Annotated in this window: 11 protein-coding genes, 3 tRNA genes and 4 pseudogenes; 8 read left to right on the top strand and 10 right to left on the bottom strand. The window is 49.7% G+C overall.

All coding sequences use genetic code 11. The annotated features are described in order from the left end of the window. The coding region (locus F4V61_RS19715; protein WP_139385718.1) for an integrase core domain-containing protein at nucleotides 1-116 on the top strand (116 nt) is incomplete at its 5' end. 949 nt (nucleotides 117-1,065) lie between these two features. After that, a complete protein-coding gene (locus tag F4V61_RS19710; protein ID WP_080161260.1) occupies nucleotides 1,066-2,562 on the top strand; it encodes a C69 family dipeptidase in 1,497 nt (498 codons plus the stop codon). A gap of 487 nt (nucleotides 2,563-3,049) precedes the next feature. On the opposite strand, the pseudogene F4V61_RS19705 reads toward F4V61_RS19710, so the two are convergent. Continuing rightward, nucleotides 3,050-3,152 (bottom strand): annotated as a pseudogene (locus tag F4V61_RS19705) (nitrogen assimilation transcriptional regulator); the annotation flags it as partial. 283 nt (nucleotides 3,153-3,435) lie between these two features. On the opposite strand from F4V61_RS19705, the gene F4V61_RS19700 reads away from it, so the two are divergent. The 4 genes and pseudogenes from F4V61_RS19700 (at nucleotide 3,436) to F4V61_RS19685 (ending at nucleotide 6,452) form a co-directional block, all read left to right on the top strand. Further along, nucleotides 3,436-3,511 (top strand) — tRNA-Asn (locus tag F4V61_RS19700). 134 nt (nucleotides 3,512-3,645) lie between these two features. After that, a pseudogene (locus tag F4V61_RS19695) lies at nucleotides 3,646-4,325 on the top strand (tyrosine-type recombinase/integrase); the annotation flags it as partial. A gap of 197 nt (nucleotides 4,326-4,522) precedes the next feature. Then, nucleotides 4,523-4,819 carry a hypothetical protein gene (locus F4V61_RS19690; protein WP_065305275.1) on the top strand — a complete coding sequence of 99 codons (297 nt, stop codon included), beginning with the start codon at nucleotides 4,523-4,525 and terminating at the stop codon, nucleotides 4,817-4,819. A 178-nt stretch (nucleotides 4,820-4,997) separates the two neighbouring features. Next, entirely contained in the window at nucleotides 4,998-6,452 is a 1,455-nt protein-coding gene (locus F4V61_RS19685) for an AMP nucleosidase (protein WP_000400306.1), read from the top strand. Nucleotides 6,453-7,128: 676 nt separating this feature from the next. On the opposite strand, the gene F4V61_RS19680 is transcribed toward F4V61_RS19685, so the two are convergent. Together F4V61_RS19680 and F4V61_RS19675 are read right to left on the bottom strand one after the other, a co-directional pair. Further along, nucleotides 7,129-7,204, bottom strand: a tRNA-Asn gene (locus tag F4V61_RS19680). Between the two features lie 122 nt (nucleotides 7,205-7,326). Then, nucleotides 7,327-8,789 (bottom strand): annotated as a pseudogene (locus F4V61_RS19675) (EmmdR/YeeO family multidrug/toxin efflux MATE transporter). A 159-nt stretch (nucleotides 8,790-8,948) separates the two neighbouring features. On the opposite strand from F4V61_RS19675, the gene F4V61_RS19670 reads away from it, so the two are divergent. Further along, a tRNA-Asn gene (locus tag F4V61_RS19670) sits at nucleotides 8,949-9,024 on the top strand. A 180-nt stretch (nucleotides 9,025-9,204) separates the two neighbouring features. Further along, entirely contained in the window at nucleotides 9,205-10,275 is a 1,071-nt protein-coding gene (locus F4V61_RS19665) for a transposase (protein ID WP_079781425.1), read from the top strand. A 418-nt stretch (nucleotides 10,276-10,693) separates the two neighbouring features. Here F4V61_RS19665 and F4V61_RS19660 read toward each other — a convergent pair whose 3' ends face one another. From F4V61_RS19660 to F4V61_RS19630, 7 genes and pseudogenes are all read right to left on the bottom strand, one after another. Beyond that, nucleotides 10,694-13,621 carry an RHS repeat domain-containing protein gene (locus F4V61_RS19660; protein ID WP_080161262.1) on the bottom strand — a complete coding sequence of 976 codons (2,928 nt, stop codon included), beginning with the start codon at nucleotides 13,619-13,621 and terminating at the stop codon, nucleotides 10,694-10,696. A gap of 688 nt (nucleotides 13,622-14,309) precedes the next feature. Beyond that, entirely contained in the window at nucleotides 14,310-15,239 is a 930-nt protein-coding gene (gene ldtA / locus F4V61_RS19655; RefSeq protein WP_058345062.1) for a L,D-transpeptidase, read from the bottom strand. Nucleotides 15,240-15,289: 50 nt separating this feature from the next. Further along, a pseudogene (cobT, locus tag F4V61_RS19650) lies at nucleotides 15,290-16,386 on the bottom strand (nicotinate-nucleotide--dimethylbenzimidazole phosphoribosyltransferase). A gap of 25 nt (nucleotides 16,387-16,411) precedes the next feature. Beyond that, entirely contained in the window at nucleotides 16,412-17,155 is a 744-nt protein-coding gene (cobS, locus tag F4V61_RS19645; RefSeq protein WP_000040011.1) for an adenosylcobinamide-GDP ribazoletransferase, read from the bottom strand. Beyond that, nucleotides 17,152-17,697, bottom strand: coding sequence for a bifunctional adenosylcobinamide kinase/adenosylcobinamide-phosphate guanylyltransferase (gene cobU, locus F4V61_RS19640; protein WP_080161263.1), 546 nt, complete (start codon nucleotides 17,695-17,697; stop codon nucleotides 17,152-17,154). Before cobU ends, cobS begins: the two co-directional genes overlap by 4 nt. Continuing rightward, on the bottom strand, nucleotides 17,694-19,214 hold the full coding sequence (locus F4V61_RS19635; protein WP_080161264.1) for a cobyric acid synthase: 1,521 nt from the start codon (nucleotides 19,212-19,214) through the stop codon (nucleotides 17,694-17,696). Before F4V61_RS19635 ends, cobU begins: the two co-directional genes overlap by 4 nt. Further along, nucleotides 19,211-20,026 (bottom strand): energy-coupling factor ABC transporter ATP-binding protein, encoded by an 816-nt coding sequence (locus tag F4V61_RS19630; protein ID WP_000881537.1) that lies wholly within the window; start codon nucleotides 20,024-20,026, stop codon nucleotides 19,211-19,213. Before F4V61_RS19630 ends, F4V61_RS19635 begins: the two co-directional genes overlap by 4 nt. Nucleotides 20,027-20,032 lie beyond the last annotated feature (6 nt).

Below are 20,032 nucleotides of genomic sequence, written 5' to 3'. Positions count from 1 at the left end.
AGGAAAAACTCGACAACTGGCGCAGGGAATACAATCATGAGAGAACGCATTCATCATTAAATGACATGACTCCGGCTGAATTTATCCGAAGTCTCCGGAAAGACGAAGATCTCTGATTTAGCACTGTGCTGAATTTGGGCCAGGGTCACAATTCGCCTAGCCAAATAGCCTTTGACATGCGATACGGCACCATCATTAAAATTACCAGCCCCATTCATAAACACAACATCATGTGCCAGTTAAAAGGTTAAGGCCTATATGTAGTGTATTTCATCAAATGATCTTTACAATTAAATTGATGTAGGACAAAGCAAAAATGAGGTACTGTGGCACACAAGGCTTGGTAGGTTTGTAACTTTATGTCAATACCAGTGAGAGGTAAAATACACGTCACTATTTTATCCTTTGTGACTGAGCCGGTTGAGTGTCATCTGTAGTGGTTCAGCAAATACCCGCTTCTGGCTGTCATAGCTATCTACGATCAGAACAACAATCTAAAACATGACAAATATCACATTTTAAAGCATCAGTAATATTTGAGGCCTTCTTATTGAGGGCTTTATTCCTATTTTCAAATTAAAATATATATAGATTTAATAAGATACATAAATATCCGCATTCAGTCAGATGAGCCAAATTCAGAAAAGCCTGCTTTCAAGCAGGTTTTTTGCTTTGTGTCTCCGTAACCGCTATCCTTTATTTTTGTAACACGACGCTGATAAACCTTCTTATCGTTCTAATAACATAGTTAAAAATTCCAGAATGATAAAATAGGGCTTTTTTAAGTACTAATATATTGAGAAGCGTGTCACTGAAATCCTTTATCTGATTGCTATCCTTCCGCCTGGTTTAGGGAGTATCCTGAATACCAGGATATCTATAGATGAATAAATAAACAACATGGTTATTTTTATTTCATTAAGGAATGACCAGAACATACTGCAGATATTCGGGAAAGCGTGGGCAGACGCGTTTTTCCTGGCGAAAGCTGATGTTCAATATCGCTTCCGTACTTAATGGCACGGAGTGATTCCGGTGTATTTATGGCGTTTAAGAGGGAAAAATATGTTTTCTTTTAAAAAATGTGTGCTTGCATTGTCAATAAATTTAGCGTTCATCTCATCAGGCTTCTCCTGTACAACGCTACTGGTAGGCAACGAAGCGTCATCAGACGGCTCGATGATCGTCGCCCGTAGCGCAGACAGTGATGCAATGAAAGCACAGCATTTTGTAATCCATCCCGCTATGCATAATCAGACCGGGATGTATAGCACCAAAGCGCATAATGGCGCGAATGATTTTACCTGGCCATTACCAAAAGAGTCGTTGCGTTATACGACGGTGCCGAACTGGAAAACGCAGCTACACGGCGCTACCGGTTTTAACGAAGCGGGCGTGGGCGTAAGCGGTACGGAGTCTATTTTTGCCTCGCCCAAAGCTCTCGCCTTCGATCCCTACGTTGAAGATAAAGGCATTACCGAAGACGATATCCCGGATATCTTGCTTTCGCAGACCAAAACCTCACGTGAGGCGATTGCGCTGCTGGGGCACATTATTGAAACCGTTGGCGCCGGAGAAGGTTTTGGCGTCGCAGTGGTGGATGATAATGAAATCTGGTATCTGGAAACCGCTACAGGTCATCAATGGATGGCGCAGCGCCTCCCAGCCGATCAGTATTTTGCCACCGGTAATCAAGGGCGCCTACAGAATTACGATCCAAACGATGCAAACATGATGGGTTCAAAGTCTTTGGTGACGTTTGCCACTGAAAAAGGACTTTATAATCCACAAAAAGACGGTAAGTTTAATTTCTCCAAAGCCTACACACGTGACGATGAGCGAGATCGTACTTATAACGATCCGCGCGTATGGACCATTCAGCAAAAATTTAATCCTTCAGTAAAACAAGATATGACCGCCGGAAGGCTGTTCCCTGTTTTCATGATGCCTGAGAAGAAAATGACGCTTGATGACGTCAAAGCCGTTTTACGCAGCCATTACGAGGGGACAAAACACGATCCTTACTCTAACGGTCTGAATGGCAAAGAGCCCTGGCGCCCCGTCAGCGTTTTTCGCACCTATGAAGCGCATGTGATGCAGGTCCGTCCGTGGCTGCCGAAAGAAATTGGTGAAGTCAGCTACATTGGTTTAGGCATGGCCGATTTAACCGCTTTCGTCCCCTATTACAGCGGTTTAAAGGCGTATCCGGCAAACTATACTATGGGTACGGATAAAGCCGACAGTCAGTCTATTTACTGGAAATACCGGAAATTACAAACATTAACAATGACGGACTACCCTAAGCTCGCTCCCATCGTGAAGAAAGCCTACGCCGAATGGGAGGCCAAAATAGCGAAAGAGCAGCAAGAAGTCGAAGCGGAATATCTGAATATGGCTAAAATCAATAAAGATGCGGCGGATAAAATGTTGAACGATTTTAATTTACGGATCATGGCTGATGCAGAAAAGCTGACGGAAGCGTTAACAAATCAACTTTTCACTCTTCGTACCCAGGATATTCAATCCGATATCTTCTTTGCCAATGCGGCGAAAAAGGACTGACCCTCCGGTATCTAAAAGTCATCATAAAGCCGGGAACTTACCCGGCTTGATCGCTGTTTTCTTTGATACGCAGCTCGTGCAGAGCAGTTCCCTGACCTGCACGGAGAATAACATGAGGCCAGCATGTTTCGGCGCTCCGTTTCCGGATGTTAATAACGGCTGGTGATACAGTGTTTTCACCGTTATTCACCCTGATGTAGATTATCGACAATAGTATGATATATAAGAGTTCCCCGTTTTCCCGATTAAACTGAATAGTGGATAAGATACGAAAGATGAATTTCTGTCTGTATTTATCTCTGCCTGGTAGAGTGGACCGCCATCGAGAACTCGAACCCTATACTACAACTTCCAGGTCGTCGCTATTCCCGATGAGCTAATGGCGGTTTCAACGCATTTGCATATGGAGGTTATCCTGATAAGGCATCCCTGCTTAAAATAAAAAGAACCCGAGAAATAAAAATAGCTGCTGGCTAAGCTCTCCTTACAGAGTAGCTACCTGCTGACTGAGATCTGGCTGCGTGATATGTAACACTTCCGCAGCCTGTATCAACAATTTTCACAAAGTATTTCAAACGCCTGAAGTTCATACTATCCCCTGCCCTTAATCTCTACGGCGTCACGTCTTAAAATTCTTTGCAAAATATCTGCCAGCTTTTCACGCTTCATCAGACGCAGGTACACAGCCATCGCAGTAAGACCACAGCATTTGACTTATGCAATTACAGGCAAAGTTGCACCACGCAGGGGCAAATTATGAATTAGAGCAAAATTTCAACGCCTTGTTGTTTTTATCAGCAAACAGACGTCTAATCTTAGTTCCCCTTTGACAAGCCGATCGCACATCGTTACTATGCGCCCCGTTCACACGATTCCTCTGTAGTTCAGTCGGTAGAACGGCGGACTGTTAATCCGTATGTCACTGGTTCGAGTCCAGTCAGAGGAGCCAAATTCCGATTCTTACGCTTCCCTGCATGCCTCTATTAAATTTAGATTCAACAGGTTAGCGTAAAAATCTTTCCCGATGCGTACTCAGTTTTTCTTCCGCATGCGGTTAATTTGGTGGTCAGATTTGGGGTCAGGTTGGTTCGATTCTGGAGTGTTCCCCAAAGGTCTTTAAATGATCCAAAAATCCGCAACTTAAAACCCTCTTTTAAACCCGTAAAACTGTCTGATTCGCACGGTCTCTACCTGCTGGCCAATCCCGGCGGTTCGCGTATCTGGTATCTCAAGTATCGCTTCAACGGCAAAGAGTCCCGCGTCAGTCTGGGCGCGTATCCGCTGGTTTCGCTTGCTGGAGCAAGGCAACAGCGCGACGGCGTCCGTAAACTACTGGCGCAGAATATCAACCCCGCCCAACAGCGCATGGCTGATAAAGCCGCAGCTTCACCGGAAAAGTGTTTTAAAGCAGTGGCTCTGGCATGGCACAAAACCAACAAAAAATGGTCGTCTGACTCTGCCACGCGTATTCTTGCCAGCATGAAAAATCATATCTTCCCGGCGATTGCTCATCTGCCCGTCACCACGCTGAAAACGCAGCATTTCACAGCGTTACTGAGAGTTATCGAGAGAAAGGCTTTCTGGAAGTCGCGTCCCGAACCCGGCAGCAGCTTTGCAACATTATGTGTTACGCCGTTCAGCAGGGACTTACCGAAAACAACCCGGCGTTGCATCTGGAAGGCATCACCGCGCCGCCGGTTAAAAATCACTATCCCGCCCTGCCTCTGGAGCGGTTACCTGAACTGCTTGAACGTATTGGCGATTAACCGCTTCGACATCGGATATAGCCACTCCTTCGTATTTTCCATTCTTAACCATCCCATTTTCAGGTGCGTCGGCAATTAACCTCTCTTTTTAGCCTGCGACGAGTAAGGGTGTTCGGGCCAGCCGTCTGGCCACCGTTTCCGAGTCGGTCAGCGCGTTAGAAGAGAAATTCTGGGGGACCGTCGGTAGTTACCTGATGGGCCACGCTAAGATTAGCAACTCTCTGGGAACCATTAACACGGACCTGCTGGATATTGAGTTCCTTGATATTCACGCCAGCATAATGGGCAAAAAACCACAGGAGATATACCAGCGTCACGAGCGGGATTTCATGGATCCTAAGTACGTAGATTTCTCGTCACGCGGGATATTCCACTTACAGGTTGGCGGTGGAGAAAACACTGGTGTGGTAAGCGCAGTTAATAACAATAGCAGCTGGATGCGCGCGAAGCTGGCGGCCTATAGTGATAATCCGATAAAATTTGAAGAGTGATCCATTAAGATAGTTCTCTTTCTGTGAAAAAGAAAAATCGGCGCATAATGCGCCGACTTTCCTTTTTAAATTGTTCATGTTTACTGCCGCCGCTCTTACGCTAATCCCTTCATTTTCTCCCCTTTGCTATCATAATATCGAATGACGTGCCTCACTTGTAAACGCCAAGGAGAATAATATGGAACATAAAGGCACAAACCTGACGCCCGAGCAGGCGCTGGATCGCCTGGAGGAGCTGTACGAGCAGTCGGTTAACGCGCTCCGTGAAGCCATCGCCTCCTATATTGATAACGGTACGCTACCCGATCCCCATGCAAGACTTAATGGACTCTTTGTTTATCCTTCGCTATCTGTAAGCTGGGATGGCGCGACTCCGAACCTACCTAAGACACGCGCTTTTGGACGCTTTACTCATCCCGGCTGTTATACCACTACCGTTACGCGGCCTGCGCTATTTCGCGCTTATCTCCTGGGACAGCTTAACCTCGTTTATCAGGATTATGGCGCGCATATTGCGGTTGAAGCCTCACACCATGAGATTCCGTATCCTTACGTGATAGACGGCTCAGCGCTGACACTGGATCGTTCTATGAGCGCCGACCTAACGCGCCATTTTCCCACAACAGAACTGGCGCAGATTGGTGATGAGACGGCAGATGGTCTGTTCCACCCCGGCGAGTTCTACCCGTTATCGCACTTTGACGCACGTCGCGTTGATTTCTCGTTGGCCCGGTTACGACACTATACCGGTACGCCAGTCGAACATTTTCAGCCTTTCGTGCTGTTTACCAACTATACCCGCTATGTCGATGAGTTTGTGCGTTGGGGATGCAGCCAAATCCTTGATCCCAACAGCCCTTATATCGCGCTTTCCTGTGCTGGTGGAATTTGGATCACGGCGGAAACTGAAGCGCCGGAAGAGGCCATCTCCGATCTGGCTTGGAAAAAACATCAGATGCCTGCCTGGCATCTGGTCACTGCAGATGGTCAGGGTATTACGCTGGTGAATATCGGTGTCGGACCTTCAAATGCTAAAACGATTTGCGATCATTTGGCCGTGTTGCGCCCCGATGTCTGGCTGATGATTGGACACTGTGGAGGATTACGAGAAAGCCAGGCGATTGGTGATTATGTGCTGGCTCATGCTTACTTACGCGATGATCACGTGCTGGATGCCGTTCTGCCTCCTGATATTCCGATCCCAAGTATTGCGGAAGTACAGCGTGCGCTATATGACGCTACCAAAGCGGTTAGCAGGATGCCCGGCGAAGAGGTGAAACAACGACTGCGTACGGGAACAGTCGTCACAACGGATGATCGTAACTGGGAGCTTCGCTATTCCGCTTCTGCGCTGCGATTCAACCTCAGCCGTGCTGTCGCGATTGATATGGAAAGCTCGACGATTGCGGCCCAGGGCTATCGCTTCCGCGTGCCGTACGGCACTTTGCTTTGTGTCTCTGATAAACCTTTACACGGTGAAATAAAACTGCCAGGGCAGGCAAACCGGTTTTATGAGGGAGCTATTTCAGAACATTTGCAAATTGGTATTCGTGCTATTGATTTGCTACGCGCAGAAGGTGATCGACTACACTCACGTAAATTACGCACCTTTAATGAACCACCGTTTCGCTAACAAAATATCGTCTGGAGGGGCTGTCGCCGATAATCGCGTTGGGTGAAAAAGCGCGATCCATGGTAGTTAAGCGGTAAGCTAACGAATGACCTGCGCGCTTTTCGTAAAGCTTATTCGGATGCTGCACTGGTTGTGTTTAAAGCTGCTCCGCTGGTACAGGCTGATGCTCTTCTGGCGGGGTAACTTGATGCAGGTTTATACACAAAATAATCATAAAGCGCATAAATCATGAGCTGTAGGCAGAACAGATTGGTATTTGACATCCCTTGGTTGCTATGGCTGACGATCATCCATTGACCGTTCATACGTGGTTGACAGTAAGGATATTAGCCGACGTGTTGCGTAATGATCCTTTGGGTTGCAAAAACAGCGCCAGTGAGTGACCTTCTTTGTCGCGAACTAAGTTCCTGTCTGCATAAAATGTTCGTAACTTGAAAGAGGCGCAGCAGATACCGACCGTGAGAAATCGGTCAGTTTAAAGGGTCGTTAGGAGGCTTAATTCTATAGGTTTTTGCATTTGATGGCGCATATGGCGGCCACTCTATCATTGAACTGAGATGACCACTATTTTGTCGTATGCACAGGGTAAACCGGATGCACATCGGAGAGATTTTCACGCTAACTTATTGAAAGCTAATTAAACTGGAGCTTCCAGGTACGCCTGAAAACAGGAATTTGGCTCCTCTGACTGGACTCGAACCAGTGACATACGGATTAACAGTCCGCCGTTCTACCGACTGAACTACAGAGGAATCGTGTGAACGGGGCGCATAGTAACGATGCGATTGCAGGTTGTCAAAGCCTGAATGCATAAAAAATTCTGTTTGCTGAAATATTCTTCATTTCGCTGAATATTCAGGCGTAACAGCGTTTTTCATCTTGTTTTTCGTTCAGGGCGCGGATATTTCCATAGCCATCTTCCGCTAACCATTCTCCAGTAAAAGAGAGCGGCACGTACGGCCCAGTCGAAAAACATACCCAGCCAGATACCGACCACGCCCCAGCCAAGTACTATTCCCAGCACGTAGCCTGCAACAACGCGGCAGCCCCACATTCCAAGCATTGAGACCCACATGGCGAAACGCGCGTCGCGTGCGCCTTTAAAACCGGCAGGCAGTACCCATGAGGCGGCCCAAATAGGCATAAATGCCGCATTCAGCCAGATAAGGATCACCACGACATCTTTGACGTCCGGGTCGTGGGTATAAAATGACGCCATAATACCGGCAAAGGGAGCACTAATCCACGCGATGGCCGTCAGGCCTATAGTAGAAAGCCAGAACACGTGGCGAAGTTGGATTTCTGCCTGGGTTATCTGTCCATTTCCTAGCCGACGCCCTGTAATGATAGTGGATGCTGAACCTAAAGCATTTCCCGGAAGGTTAATTAACGCCGCAATGGAAAATGCAATAAAATTACCGGCGATGACGCTGGTGCCCATACCAGCAACAAACATCTGTGTAAGTAATTTCCCGCTATTAAACAAAACCGACTCAACGCTGGCTGGAACCCCGATACCCATCACTTCCCAAATAATGGCAAAGTTTAAGGGTTTAAAATAACTTTTAAGGGGAATACGTAGCGCGGGGTTAAACCCAATCATTAAAACCCAGATAATTGCGATAGCGCCAATGTAGCGAGAGATAGTCAACCCCAGCCCAGCGCCAATGAACCCGAGTCCTTGCCAGGAAAAAAAACCGTAGATAAGAATGCTGCTGATGATAATGTTCAGCATATTCATGCTGCCATTAATCAGCAGGGGTATTTTCGTATTTCCGGCACCACGCAAAGCACCGCTGCCAATCAGAGCAATAGCGGCCGCCGGATAACTGAGAACCGTTAATTCCAGATAGATTAGCGCCAGATCTTTTACATCTGCAGTAGCCTCTCCGGCAACGACATCAATAATCTGCTTGCCAAAATAGTGTATGACGGCCGCCAGCAATACGGCAAACAGCGTCATGATCACCAGCGACTGCCTGGCGGCCGCCCTGGCTCGTCGACGGTCGCGCTTACCCAGACTAAAGGCGACAACAACCGTCGTCCCCAGATCGATCGCGGCAAAAAAAGCCATAATCACCATATTAAAACTGTCGGCAAGCCCCACCCCAGCCATTGCTTCCTTGCCCAGCCAACTGACAAGAAAAGTGCTGAGCACGCCCATCAGCAGAACACAGGTATTTTCCAGAAAAATGGGGATAGCAAGTGGGGTGATTTCGCGCCAGAACAACACGTTGTAGCTCTTGCGTTTGGCATACCAGGGCGTACGGACGACAACCTTGCGTAAGGTATTGGAGACGTTCAAAATGGACCTTAAGGGTGAAGTTAAAACCACATTTCAATAATGAGCGATAAATCGTAAGGCTGCAAAGCTTTTTGCAGAAAAAATGCCTACGAATGCAGCAAAGTGATGAGAGAATCCGCAATTGAACCTGCAAGGGGTTAAATGGGGTTTGACAAAAATTTTTTCGCCGCTAACATACGACTCCACACGATTCCTCTGTAGTTCAGTCGGTAGAACGGCGGACTGTTAATCCGTATGTCACTGGTTCGAGTCCAGTCAGAGGAGCCAATTTAAGGGAAGCAGACGTTCACTGGCGTCTGCTTTCTGCATTTCTGTCAATTGGTTATCCCCCTTCAGTCGTTCACCCTCGTTCACTAAAAACCACTCGAAGCCATATCATTTTGATGGTAAAAATGCTGGTAATGCTGGTTCGATTTGCCTTTTACCAACAATCAAGGGGGTGTTCTCATGTCACCGACTGATATTAAAGCAAAAAATGCAAAACCCCTTGAGAAGGAATACAGGCTGACTGATGGCTTTGGTATGTTCCTTCGTGTTACTCCTAAAGGTTCGAAATACTGGCAGATGGCCTACCGCTTCGAAGGGAAGCAAAAACTCTTCTCTATTGGCGTTTACCCTGCTGTTTCTCTTTCTGACGCAAGACAACGCCGTGATGAGGCCAGAAGGCTTCTTGCTCAGGGCATTGACCCTAATGCAAAGAAACAGGCAGAGGTTAAAGAACTAAAGGCCAAGCGGGATAAGACACGCACCTTCGCTATGGTGGCTAAAGCTTGGTTTGCCACGAAAACAAAATGGTCAAAGGATTATGGTGATTCCGTATGGAAGCGCCTTGAAACCTATGTCTTCCCGGCTACTGGCGATAAAGATGTTGCCGAGCTGGATACGGGTGATCTGCTGGTTCCTGTGAAAAGGGTTGAGGCACTTGGTTATCTTGAAGTTGCCATGCGCATTCAACAATACATTACAGCGATCCTGCGTCATGCCGTACAGCAAAAACTGATACGCCATAACCCCGACTATGATATGGAAGGTGCTGTTCAGAAACCACAGACTCACATCCAGCTATGCATCATCCATATGGTGCGTAACAGCCTGAAATGCGTGTCCTGGAAGGACTACAAAGCCGTCACTAGCGGGCTAAAAGCAGTTTATCAGGCCCCGACCGAAGAGGCGGCGCTGATGGCGCTGGATGCGTTCGCGGGCGAATGGGACGATAAATATCCGCAAATCAGCAAAAGCTGGCGTGCGCACTGGGAAAACCTTAATACATTCTTCGGCTACCCGCCGGATATCCGTAAGGCTATCGACACCACGAACGCGATAGAATCGCTGAACAGCGTGAGCCGGCATGCCATCAAAAAGCGTAAGGTGTTCCCGACAGATGACTCGGTGCGAAAGGTTGTGTATCTGGCGAGCAAGGATGCGTCGAAAAAATGGAGTATGCCGATCCAGAACTGGCGGCTGGCAATGAGTCGTTTTATTATCGAGTTCGGTGACCGCCTGAGCGCTCACCTTTAATACAGTGGCAGTTACACAGAATTACTGACAGGCTCAAAACCTCCGGCGATGCCGGAGGATATTTATTTAAACATCTGTGGTTTTGAGCTTAATCGGAGGCCTCGCGGTTCGCTGAGAAAACGGAGCCCTATTATGGCCCTCACTGATAGCGCTATCCGCTCAGGCTATTACGACTTTAAAGCAGGCTAAATGCTTTCCCGACAATAGTATACCGTACTCTGAGTAAGTCAGAATGGTGGCGCGAAAAGTCTATTAAAAAAGGACATAAGCCATCATAAAAAATCATATTATTGTAATCTATATTTAGATCATCAGATAAGCATTTGTTATCAGATGGTATTTTACCATTCCTTCTTAGTTATTAAGATAAATCTCGTACTTTTATCATAAAAATTGGCATCTGGGTAAATAACTATATTTATTTACGCTTTAATTTTACATAAAAATTGATACCTGCATAAGTGTTTTTGATTTTAACTGACGTAGCGTTAAGATTAAAAGCCTCCAAAATCTTAGCGGTAGATTTCCCATTTGGCGTATTATTAAGAAAAGCCGACATTAACTGCTCGCCCTTTAACCCAGCAGTGTTCGCTATTGTATCCTCATTAATGACATTTTTCCTGATCAAAGTTGATGGCATCTGTCCTACCCATCCACCTGAGACTGCTGCCAGTAAATATTGATATTGCGCGACATGGCTGGCAAAATAAGGATAAACTCCCTTATCAATTTCTTGTAATTTAAAGTTACATAGAAATGCCCATGTATCTGGTTTATAATTATTTGTAAAACGACCGGGGAATCGTTTATAACTGAAAGATACAACCGTGCCATCAGCATATAATGTATGGGAAAAGTTTTCAGGGTTCGCAATATATTCTAAGGCTTGCCTGTCAGCTTCGGACATATTCGGAAAATGAGACGTCATCAATTCCGGAGTAATCTCTGGAAGCGACATCTCTGGGCTTTCCACTCCGGACATGTCATCATCGGATGTATCCGAAGAAGTCAACGACGGCAATTCTACACAACAGCCCGGAGACGGCGGGTGTCGAAAATTCTCTGGCATGAGGCTGGGAAGATCGATATGAAGGAGACTACCCCCTGGCATACTCATGGCCTCTATTTGTTCCTCAAAAGCCGTGATTTCATTTATACCGGATGTACTTGCCCTAGGCTCGGGGAACGTATTTCCCAGTCGGCTACGGATCACTGCCGCGTCATCACCGTTTAATCCCAGGATATTGTGCATTACCGACTCAAGATCCTTGCCGGTCTGACTCATATGTTGCCTGGTCTGGAACATCAGAGTCTGGATTTCCTTTTCCGTCAGCAAACCGTTGCTATCCCTGAACGTCACCGGATTATTCCGACACATGCGGTACATATTCAGGCCGTCCGCCGTCCCTGCAGGATCTGCGCTAGTCCACCTTCCCGCCCACGTCTGATAATACCGATAACCATAATAATACAGCCCTGTCGCATCCTGCTCTTTGCCTGAATAGCGCACCGTTTTATAGTCTGCTTCCGTTTCGCTACTCCCGCTCCAGACAGACGTTCCCCCGTATGGGTAGTATTCCTCCATACTAATGATGCAGCCATCTTCATCCACCTCCAGCCCACTGCATCCTGTCAGATTCTCGTAGCTGTAACGCAGCCCATCATTACTAAGCCCCTCCGGTTTTCCACTCTCCCAGTGCAATAACCGCACGTTATCCGATACCACTGTCTGCAGGCTTTCTCCACTGCTTTTCGTTCGCAGCTCTAGCCCCGGCAGGTATACTACCCGTTGGGTCAGCGTCCCACTCCCTGTCTGCCGCCGACTTCCCTTCACCACTCGCTGGCTTCTCGCATCGTATCGATAGTATTCCCAATCGTCCTGCGCTCCTTCACGTTCCACCGGCGTCACCTGTAACAACTCCCCACGCTCTGTCCATGCCAGCGCCTGGCCTGGCTGAAGCTGAAGTTGTTCCCCACTTGGGCCAAAATGCATTTCCACCTCTGCCGGCGTCGCTGCTAGAGAACGTAATACGGCCCGGTTACTGCTGTCGCTGACGGTGATATATGTGGTGTGACAGTTGCCACTTCCCGACGCGCTGTGTCGTATCCGAGTCAGGTTGTTGCCGCTGTCGTAGGTATAGGTGCGTAGATAACGGGTACAGGAGATACTGTCGGCGGGGAAGAAGGAACGGTTCTGTTGGCCTATATTAACCTTTTCTCGCCCGCTGGCGCTAACCAACTGGTAGAGACTGTCATAACCGTATCGGTTCTCCGGCTCCACTTGCTGGTTGCGCCAGAATCGGGTTTCTTCTGCGTCATTGCGAACACATTTCACGTTGCCTACCGGGTCATATTCATAACGCAGGTCCTGAAGCACTCCTGCCCCCTGCGGATGCCCTGCCGGGCGTTCTGTTTTTATCCTTTTCAGCCACTGCGTCTGTGGCTCGTACTCCCGGTTTACCACCACCCCGTTGCCATGCTCCTCCTGCAACACCTGTCCAACGGCGCTTCGGGTAGTCGACCTGACTATGACCTTCTCCTCTCCGTTCACCGTCAGCCTGCGGCCTGTTGACATTCCTGCTATGTCCAGCACCATCCGCTGCTTGTTGCCCACTGCGTCGGTGATACCAACTACTCTTCCGGCCGCATCGCCCTGGCTCAAAGTAGCATAGGGTACGTCGTCCAGTTGTGCATCCCACCCCCTGCGGTCATCCCCCTGCCAGTCAGCCTGCACCTCATCATCCGTCATCAGCCACCGCGTTACCGAGAGCGCCAACCCGCTTAGCGCTATACTGCCAATCTCGACGCATCCTGACGGGTCGTAGTGCCTGATGCACGTCCCTACCAGGTTGTTCGCGCTTGCCTTCGCGCTACTTTCCGACCAGATCAGCCGCTCCGTCACCCGACCCGTCTTGCCGCTGGCCTGCTCAACCACGCTGAGCAGACGTCCCGGCAGACTGCGGTCCTCGTATTGCCGTCGGGTAGTCACCGCTCTGCTCATATCTGTGCTGCCTGACGCCGTCACCACCAGACCACTCATTCCCAGTACAGTGCGTCCGGCAGCATCACTCAGCGCCAGGGACGTCCCGGCATCAGCGCTGCAGGTACGCAGCACTCTGCCCCCCAGGTCGTAATCACAAGTAAAATTATTCAGTCCGGCAGCCGCCAGTCGGGGATCTGCGCTCTGTGATAAAAAACCACGTGCATCATACTGACAGTAGGTGGGGCGGATCTCCGTCGTCTGCGGCGTGTCCGGATGGCGACACCACTCAAGGGTACGTACGGCCAAATGACGGTTATCATATGTCGTGATCGTCGGAGTTTTACTATAATCAGGTGTACTCATAATGATTTCCTTTATAGCATTAATTAATAGGTTTTATTCGCGTGCAAATAACAAACACCCGCCAATACATCTATATTTGGATAGCTCCATTTAGTTTCATTATTGACATTAAAGAGTGAAAAAAGATTGCGGCATCATTCGCAACCATGACATTTTCCATTAAAAAAACCATCAATTATAACGTCAATCAATTCATATCTATATCTCACTCACTTAATTTAACCAAGGATGCCAAAAACAGCCCTTACAAAGGTTGTTTTTATAACCTCAGCCTTGATTACATCCAACTTAATTATCACAGAATCATCTATTTACCCTTTGCTCGTTTCATTATATGCATTACCTAACTAATACTTAATTAATCTACGCCATAACATCCGCAACTTTTATTTTTAGCTGCACGATTTTGTTCAAAAAAAATCGCATTAGTCATCCCCATCGTTTTTAACGACGATTTTTTAATGGATTCTTTTTCACTTTTATGAAGATATTATCATCTCATACGACAATCGAAGAGGTTTCCAGGTCCCCCAAAGGGGGGCAGTTCAAAAAGCCTGTGTTTAAACAGACTTCAAATTGCTGACAAACCCAATGTCATTTTGCCAGACAGCGGAATAAACGCTTTATCCGGCCTACAAGAAGCAATACAGAAATTCAGCCCATAACAACCAGCAATGTGGCTGAATATTTAATGGCCTGGCAAATCCGCGCTTATGTTAACCGGCATTCCTGAGCGGCGCTCCAGCGCTTCATTAGCGCGCGTGATGTCAGTTCCTTCGCCGGTAACAAAAGTACGTAACGTCGGTGTGAGCGGTAGCGGCACTTTATTATCTGACTCAAATTCAGCGCGGTTGCGCGAAAGCGGTTCATGCACCTCCAGCCAACGACTGCCATCCGGCTCAAGCGAAAATTTAACGGGTCGGTCAATAATCTGAACACGGGTTCCTACAGGAACATTGTCGAATAAATATTTAATATCGTCATTGCGCAAACGGATACAGCCCTGACTGACGCGAAGGCCAATGCCAAAATTCGCGTTGGTGCCATGAATGGCGTATAACCTACCAATATATATCGCATACAGCCCCATAGGATTATCCGGCCCTGCTGGCACCATTGCGGGCAGCGTTTTTCCCTCTTTCGCATATTCCCGACGCGTGTTAGCCGTTGGCACCCAAACCGGACCATCTTGTTTACGTTCCACCGCAGTTACCCAGTTGCGTGGTGTTTCACGGCCTGCCTGACCAATACCAATGGGTAGCACCTCAACCGTATTCGTGCCTTCGGGATAATAATAAAGGCGCATCTCGGCGACGTTTACCACAATACCTTCACGAACCGTGTCAGGCAGAATCAACTGCTGCGGCACCATCAGCGTGGAGCCGGACTCAGGTAAAAACACATCAACGCCGGGGTTGGCCTCAAGCATGTTACTCAGCCCCTGGCCATAGCGAGCGGCAAAGGCTTCTAAGGGCTGAGTATTGTTCTGCGGTATGGCTATCGTGACGGGACGCCCTACCAGACGACTACCTTCAGGCGGCAGCGGATAGCTTATGGCCAGAGCGATATGGCTTACCAACAAGACGAAAAGCAGAAAAAAAGGTGTTACACGACGCATTATATCCCTTCCTCTGTCGCGGCAGGCGTGCGTTAAGTATAGCTTTTTTCTTACATTGCTGATGTTGTGCTCCGCGATAACGTTATGTTTGCTTTTCCCCCGGCAGGACAATATTACTGGCCGCCAGCTCGCCCATGTTGTGAAACATCGCGCACGCAGCTTCAACAATCGGCATCGCCAGCGCCGCGCCGCTCCCCTCACCTAAGCGCATCGCCATGTGCAAATAGGGTTCCATCGCCAAATGCGCGAGCGCGATGCGCGCGCCCTTTTCCGCCGAAAAGTGCGATGGTATCAGATAAGATCTTACCGCAGGCGCAATCTGGCAGGCCGCCAGCGCTGCCGAGTAGGAAAGAAAACCATCCAGCAATACGGGTAAACCACACCTTGCCGCGCCAAGCATCACGCCGGTCATCCCGACCAAATCAAAACCACCTACCTTCGACAATACATCAATGCCGTCGTGTGGATCGGGCTGATTAATCGCAATCGCCCGCCGCACTACGTCCACTTTATTATCTATGCGGGAAGGCGGAAGATTCGCGCCAATCCCCACCACCTCTTTTGCATCACTTCCTGTAAAAACGCTGACCATCGCGGCGGCTGGCGTAGTGTTTGCCATTCCCAGCTCACCTACGCCGAATAAGGTCACGCCGCGTTGTGCCAGGTCGCAGGTGTAGCGGATCACCTCCAGCAAAAGTACCTCGGCCTGGGAGCGACTCATCGCCGGGCCAACGGCGATATTCCCGCAGCCGCGCGCGACGCGCATATTGACTACGCCTGGAATAGGTTCAGCATCAATACCGACATCAATGACATGCACCTTCGCACCAGCCTGTGCGGCAAGCACGCATACGCCGGTTGTTCCCCGCGTCATATTCGCCGCCTGAATCGCCGTTACAATTTTGGGCGAAACCGCCACGCCTTCATCCCAGACGCCATGGTCGGCGCACATCACCAGCATCGCTTTTTCGCCTACCTGCGGCGTACCGTTAAGACCCGGCATTCCTGCAAGCTGAACGGCTAAGGCCTCCAGTCTTCCCAGGCTACCCGGCGGTTTGAGCAGACCATCAATATGTTGCTGCGCACGCGCCATCGCGTCGGTGTCCGGCGCGGGAATATCACGGAGTAAAGCGTGTAGTGTCTGCATAAGTGTATCGCTCGTAATAACAGGCTCATAACAGAGCCAGCAGAAAGATCAGTTCGCCAAGCTCGATCGCCGCGCCCAGCGTATCGCCGGTTTGCCCGCCAAGCGTTCGTTTAAGCAACTGCCCAAGTATGAAAATTGCCGCGAGTGTGATCACTATTGCGGCCAGTCCCTGCATACCGGGCAGCAATACCGTGGTTATAATTGCCGCCAATCCCAGCGTAACGCAGGTTTGCCTTCCGCTGACTTTACCGATAAATACGTTGCCAAGTCCTTCTTCACGAGCGTAACGATGGCGGTACATCAATAAAGCGGCGCTACCGCGTCCAGCCGCACAGGCCGCTGCCAGCGCCGCCAATACTGGCGTTCCGCGTAACGCCAGTTCACTGACCACCAGAATTTTTGCCAGTAACACAAAAATGAGCGCCAACCCACCGTGGGTTCCCAGACGACTATCGCGCATAATCTCCAGCATCCGTTCACGGCGGCGCGCGGAAAAAATGCCATCGCAGGTATCGGCCAGACCATCCAGATGAAAACCGCCGGTCAGCAGCGCCAGCGCCAGAATGCAGAACAGCGCCGCCAACGGAATACCGCACCAGGGTTGCAGGAGGATGAAAATCAGGCCGCTGAGCCCCCCCAGAATCGCCCCGATTAAGGGAAACATCACGATCCCGCGCGAATACTGCTCGAAATCCAGTCCCTGCGCCCAGCGTGACGGCACGGGCAAGCGACTAATAAAAGAGAGCGTGGCCCAAAACAGCTTACTCATTTAATTTTGACTCCAATACCAGAGACCACCAGCCAGACCTCATCCGCCGCCGCCGCCAGTCGTTGGTTGACCCGACCAGCAATATCACGAAAATGACGCGCCAGACGATTTTCCGGGACAATCCCCATTCCCACCTCGTTCGTAACAAGTATCACTTTCGCCGGGCAGCGCTGACACGCAGTAATTAAAATATGCATTTCATCTTCAATGGCACGTTCCATCGCCGCGTAATCCCAATGTTTGGGATCGCTCTCGCCCCCCAGCGTAAACAGCAGATTCGTCACCATTGTAGTAACGCACTCCAGCAAAATCGCGTCATCAGGGGCGAGATCCCCGGTAATCAACGCATCAAGATGCCGCCAGCGTTCTACGGTCCGCCAGTGTGCCGGCCTGCCATCTTTATGGTGCTGAATTCTCGCCGCCATCTCGTCATCAAGAATCTGCGAGGTGGCGATATACAGTACCTGCGGCGCATCGCCAATTAAGGTTTCAGCATGACGGCTTTTACCACTACGCGCCCCGCCCGTCACCAGAATCATCATACCGGCTCCTGATGTTGCTGCATGATGGTATAAATTTTATCAATATCAATATGTTGCCGCATCGCTTCCGCCAGCAGATCAAATTGCCGCGCTTTATGCTCCGCATAACAAAAAGTCGTTTCCCACGGCGCAAGTCCTTTTCGCGCCCGTAACCCATTGACCACCGCACGGGTAAACGCATCGCTGTCAAACAGGCCGTGAAGGTAAGTGCCAAACGCCAGTCCGTCGGCGGTGACCGCGCCATCCGCCACAGGACATCCATTTTTCTGTAACGTCATGGCCGTACAGCATCCTTCCTGCAGCACCGTTTCCCCCATGTGGATTTCATAACCGCGTACCGGTAGCCCTGCCGCGGCAGCCAGCCAGCCGGGCAGCTCGCCTGACATTGTCGCGTTAACCTGCGTCGTAGTTTTATCCTGTGCAAAGCGAGTGATCGTATTAAGCAGCCCCAGGCCCGGCTGCGTACCCAGCCCCGACTCCACCTCATCCACAATGGTGTCGCCCAGCATCTGGTAGCCGCCGCAAATTCCCATCACCGGCACGCCCTGCCGATGTGTCTGCAATACCGCATCCGCCATCCCGCTTTCGCGCAGCCAGGCGAGGTCGCTCAGCGTATTCTTACTGCCCGGCAGGATCGCCAAATCAACGTCAGCTAACTCTTCCGGGCGGCGGACATAACGTATGCGGACGTCCGGCTGGGCCGCCAGAGCGTTAAAATCCGTAAAGTTAGAAATATGCGGCAGTTGCACGATTGCAATGGTGATATCACGATCGTCGTTTCCCTTATATTTACCGTTTTGCAGCGCGACGCCATCTTCATCTTCCAGATCCACATCCAGCCACGGCATCACCCCCAGGACAGGAACCCCGGTAAGCGATTCGATTTGTTCGATACCGGAATAGAGCAGCGCCACATCGCCGCGGAATTTGTTGATAATGACGCCCTTTACTCTGTCACGCTCCTGTTTATGCAGCAGCGCCAGCGTGCCATAGATAGCGGCGAATACGCCGCCCCGATCGATATCCGCCACCAGAATAACCGGACACTGCGCCATTTCCGCCATTCCCATATTGACGATATCACGATCGCGTAGATTGATTTCCGCCGGGCTGCCGGCGCCTTCCAGCACGATAACGTCATATTCCCGCGCCAGGCTGTTATAGACCGCAAGAATTTGCTCACGCAAACGTGGCTTATAGTCATGGTAACTAACCGCATCCATATTGGTCGCCACTTTCCCCATCAGCACGATCTGCGCCTGGCGATCGCTGGTCGGTTTGAGCAGCACCGGATTCATACACACATCTGGCATGATCCCCGCGGCTTCCGCCTGAAAAATCTGCGCCCGCCCCATCTCTTTACCATCCGGCGTAATACCAGAATTAAGCGCCATATTTTGCGATTTAAACGGCGCGGTACGCAGACCATCCTGATAAAAAATGCGGCATAAACCCGCCGCCAGCACACTTTTTCCGACGTCAGATGCCGTCCCCTGCAACATAACTGCCTGCGTCATGACGCCTCCCTGAATGCGCACTTTTGCATTCGATGAAAAAACTCCGTTTCTGTTTTACACAGCGGCAGTCCCAGTTGAGTATGAAGTTTGACCAGCCAGGGCTGGGTTAGCCCCGCTTGTTCCATCGCTTCCGTACACGCGAAAACCTCGCCAGGCGCGCCATGCGTCAGGACCTGACCCTGGCGTAACACGTATACGGCATCGCTAATTTCATAAATAAGATCGATATCATGGCTGGAGATAATGACATGATTTCCCTGCGCCACAATCCGCCTGATGATAGCAATCATCTGAGTGCGCCCTGCGGGATCGAGACCGGCAGTGGGTTCATCCAGCAATAGATAGCGTGCCTGTAGCACCAGCGCTCCGGCGATAGCCACACGTTTTTTTTGCCCATGACTCAAACACTGAATGGGCTGATGGCGAAAATGTTGGGCGTCAACCAGCGTTAGCGCCTCGTCAACGCGGCGCGTGATTTCCGCCTCCGGCACCCCCAAATTACGTAAACTAAACGCAATATCGCTATCGATATCCGTATAAAAAATCTGCTGTTCGGGGTCCTGAAAAACCGTCGCAACTTGCTGGCGCAGCGCCAGTAGTCCGCGCTTGCTGTAATCCAGTGGTTTTCCCTGCCACAACACAGCCCCTTTTTGCGGACGCAACAGGCCGCTCAGGTTCATAAAAAGCGTAGACTTTCCACAACCGTTCGCGCCCACCAAACCGGTAACAGGCGAGAGCGAAAAATCCAGATTTAACCCTTTAAGTACCGGCTCATCCTGATAACGGAACCACAGGTCTGAAGTGGCAAGCATAATAGT

Origin of the sequence: Salmonella enterica subsp. arizonae (assembly GCF_008692845.1) — a bacterium.
Lineage (GTDB): Bacteria > Pseudomonadota > Gammaproteobacteria > Enterobacterales > Enterobacteriaceae > Salmonella > Salmonella arizonae.
The sequence above is the reverse complement of the archived record's forward strand: the minus strand, read 5'-3'. Positions and strand labels throughout refer to the sequence as shown.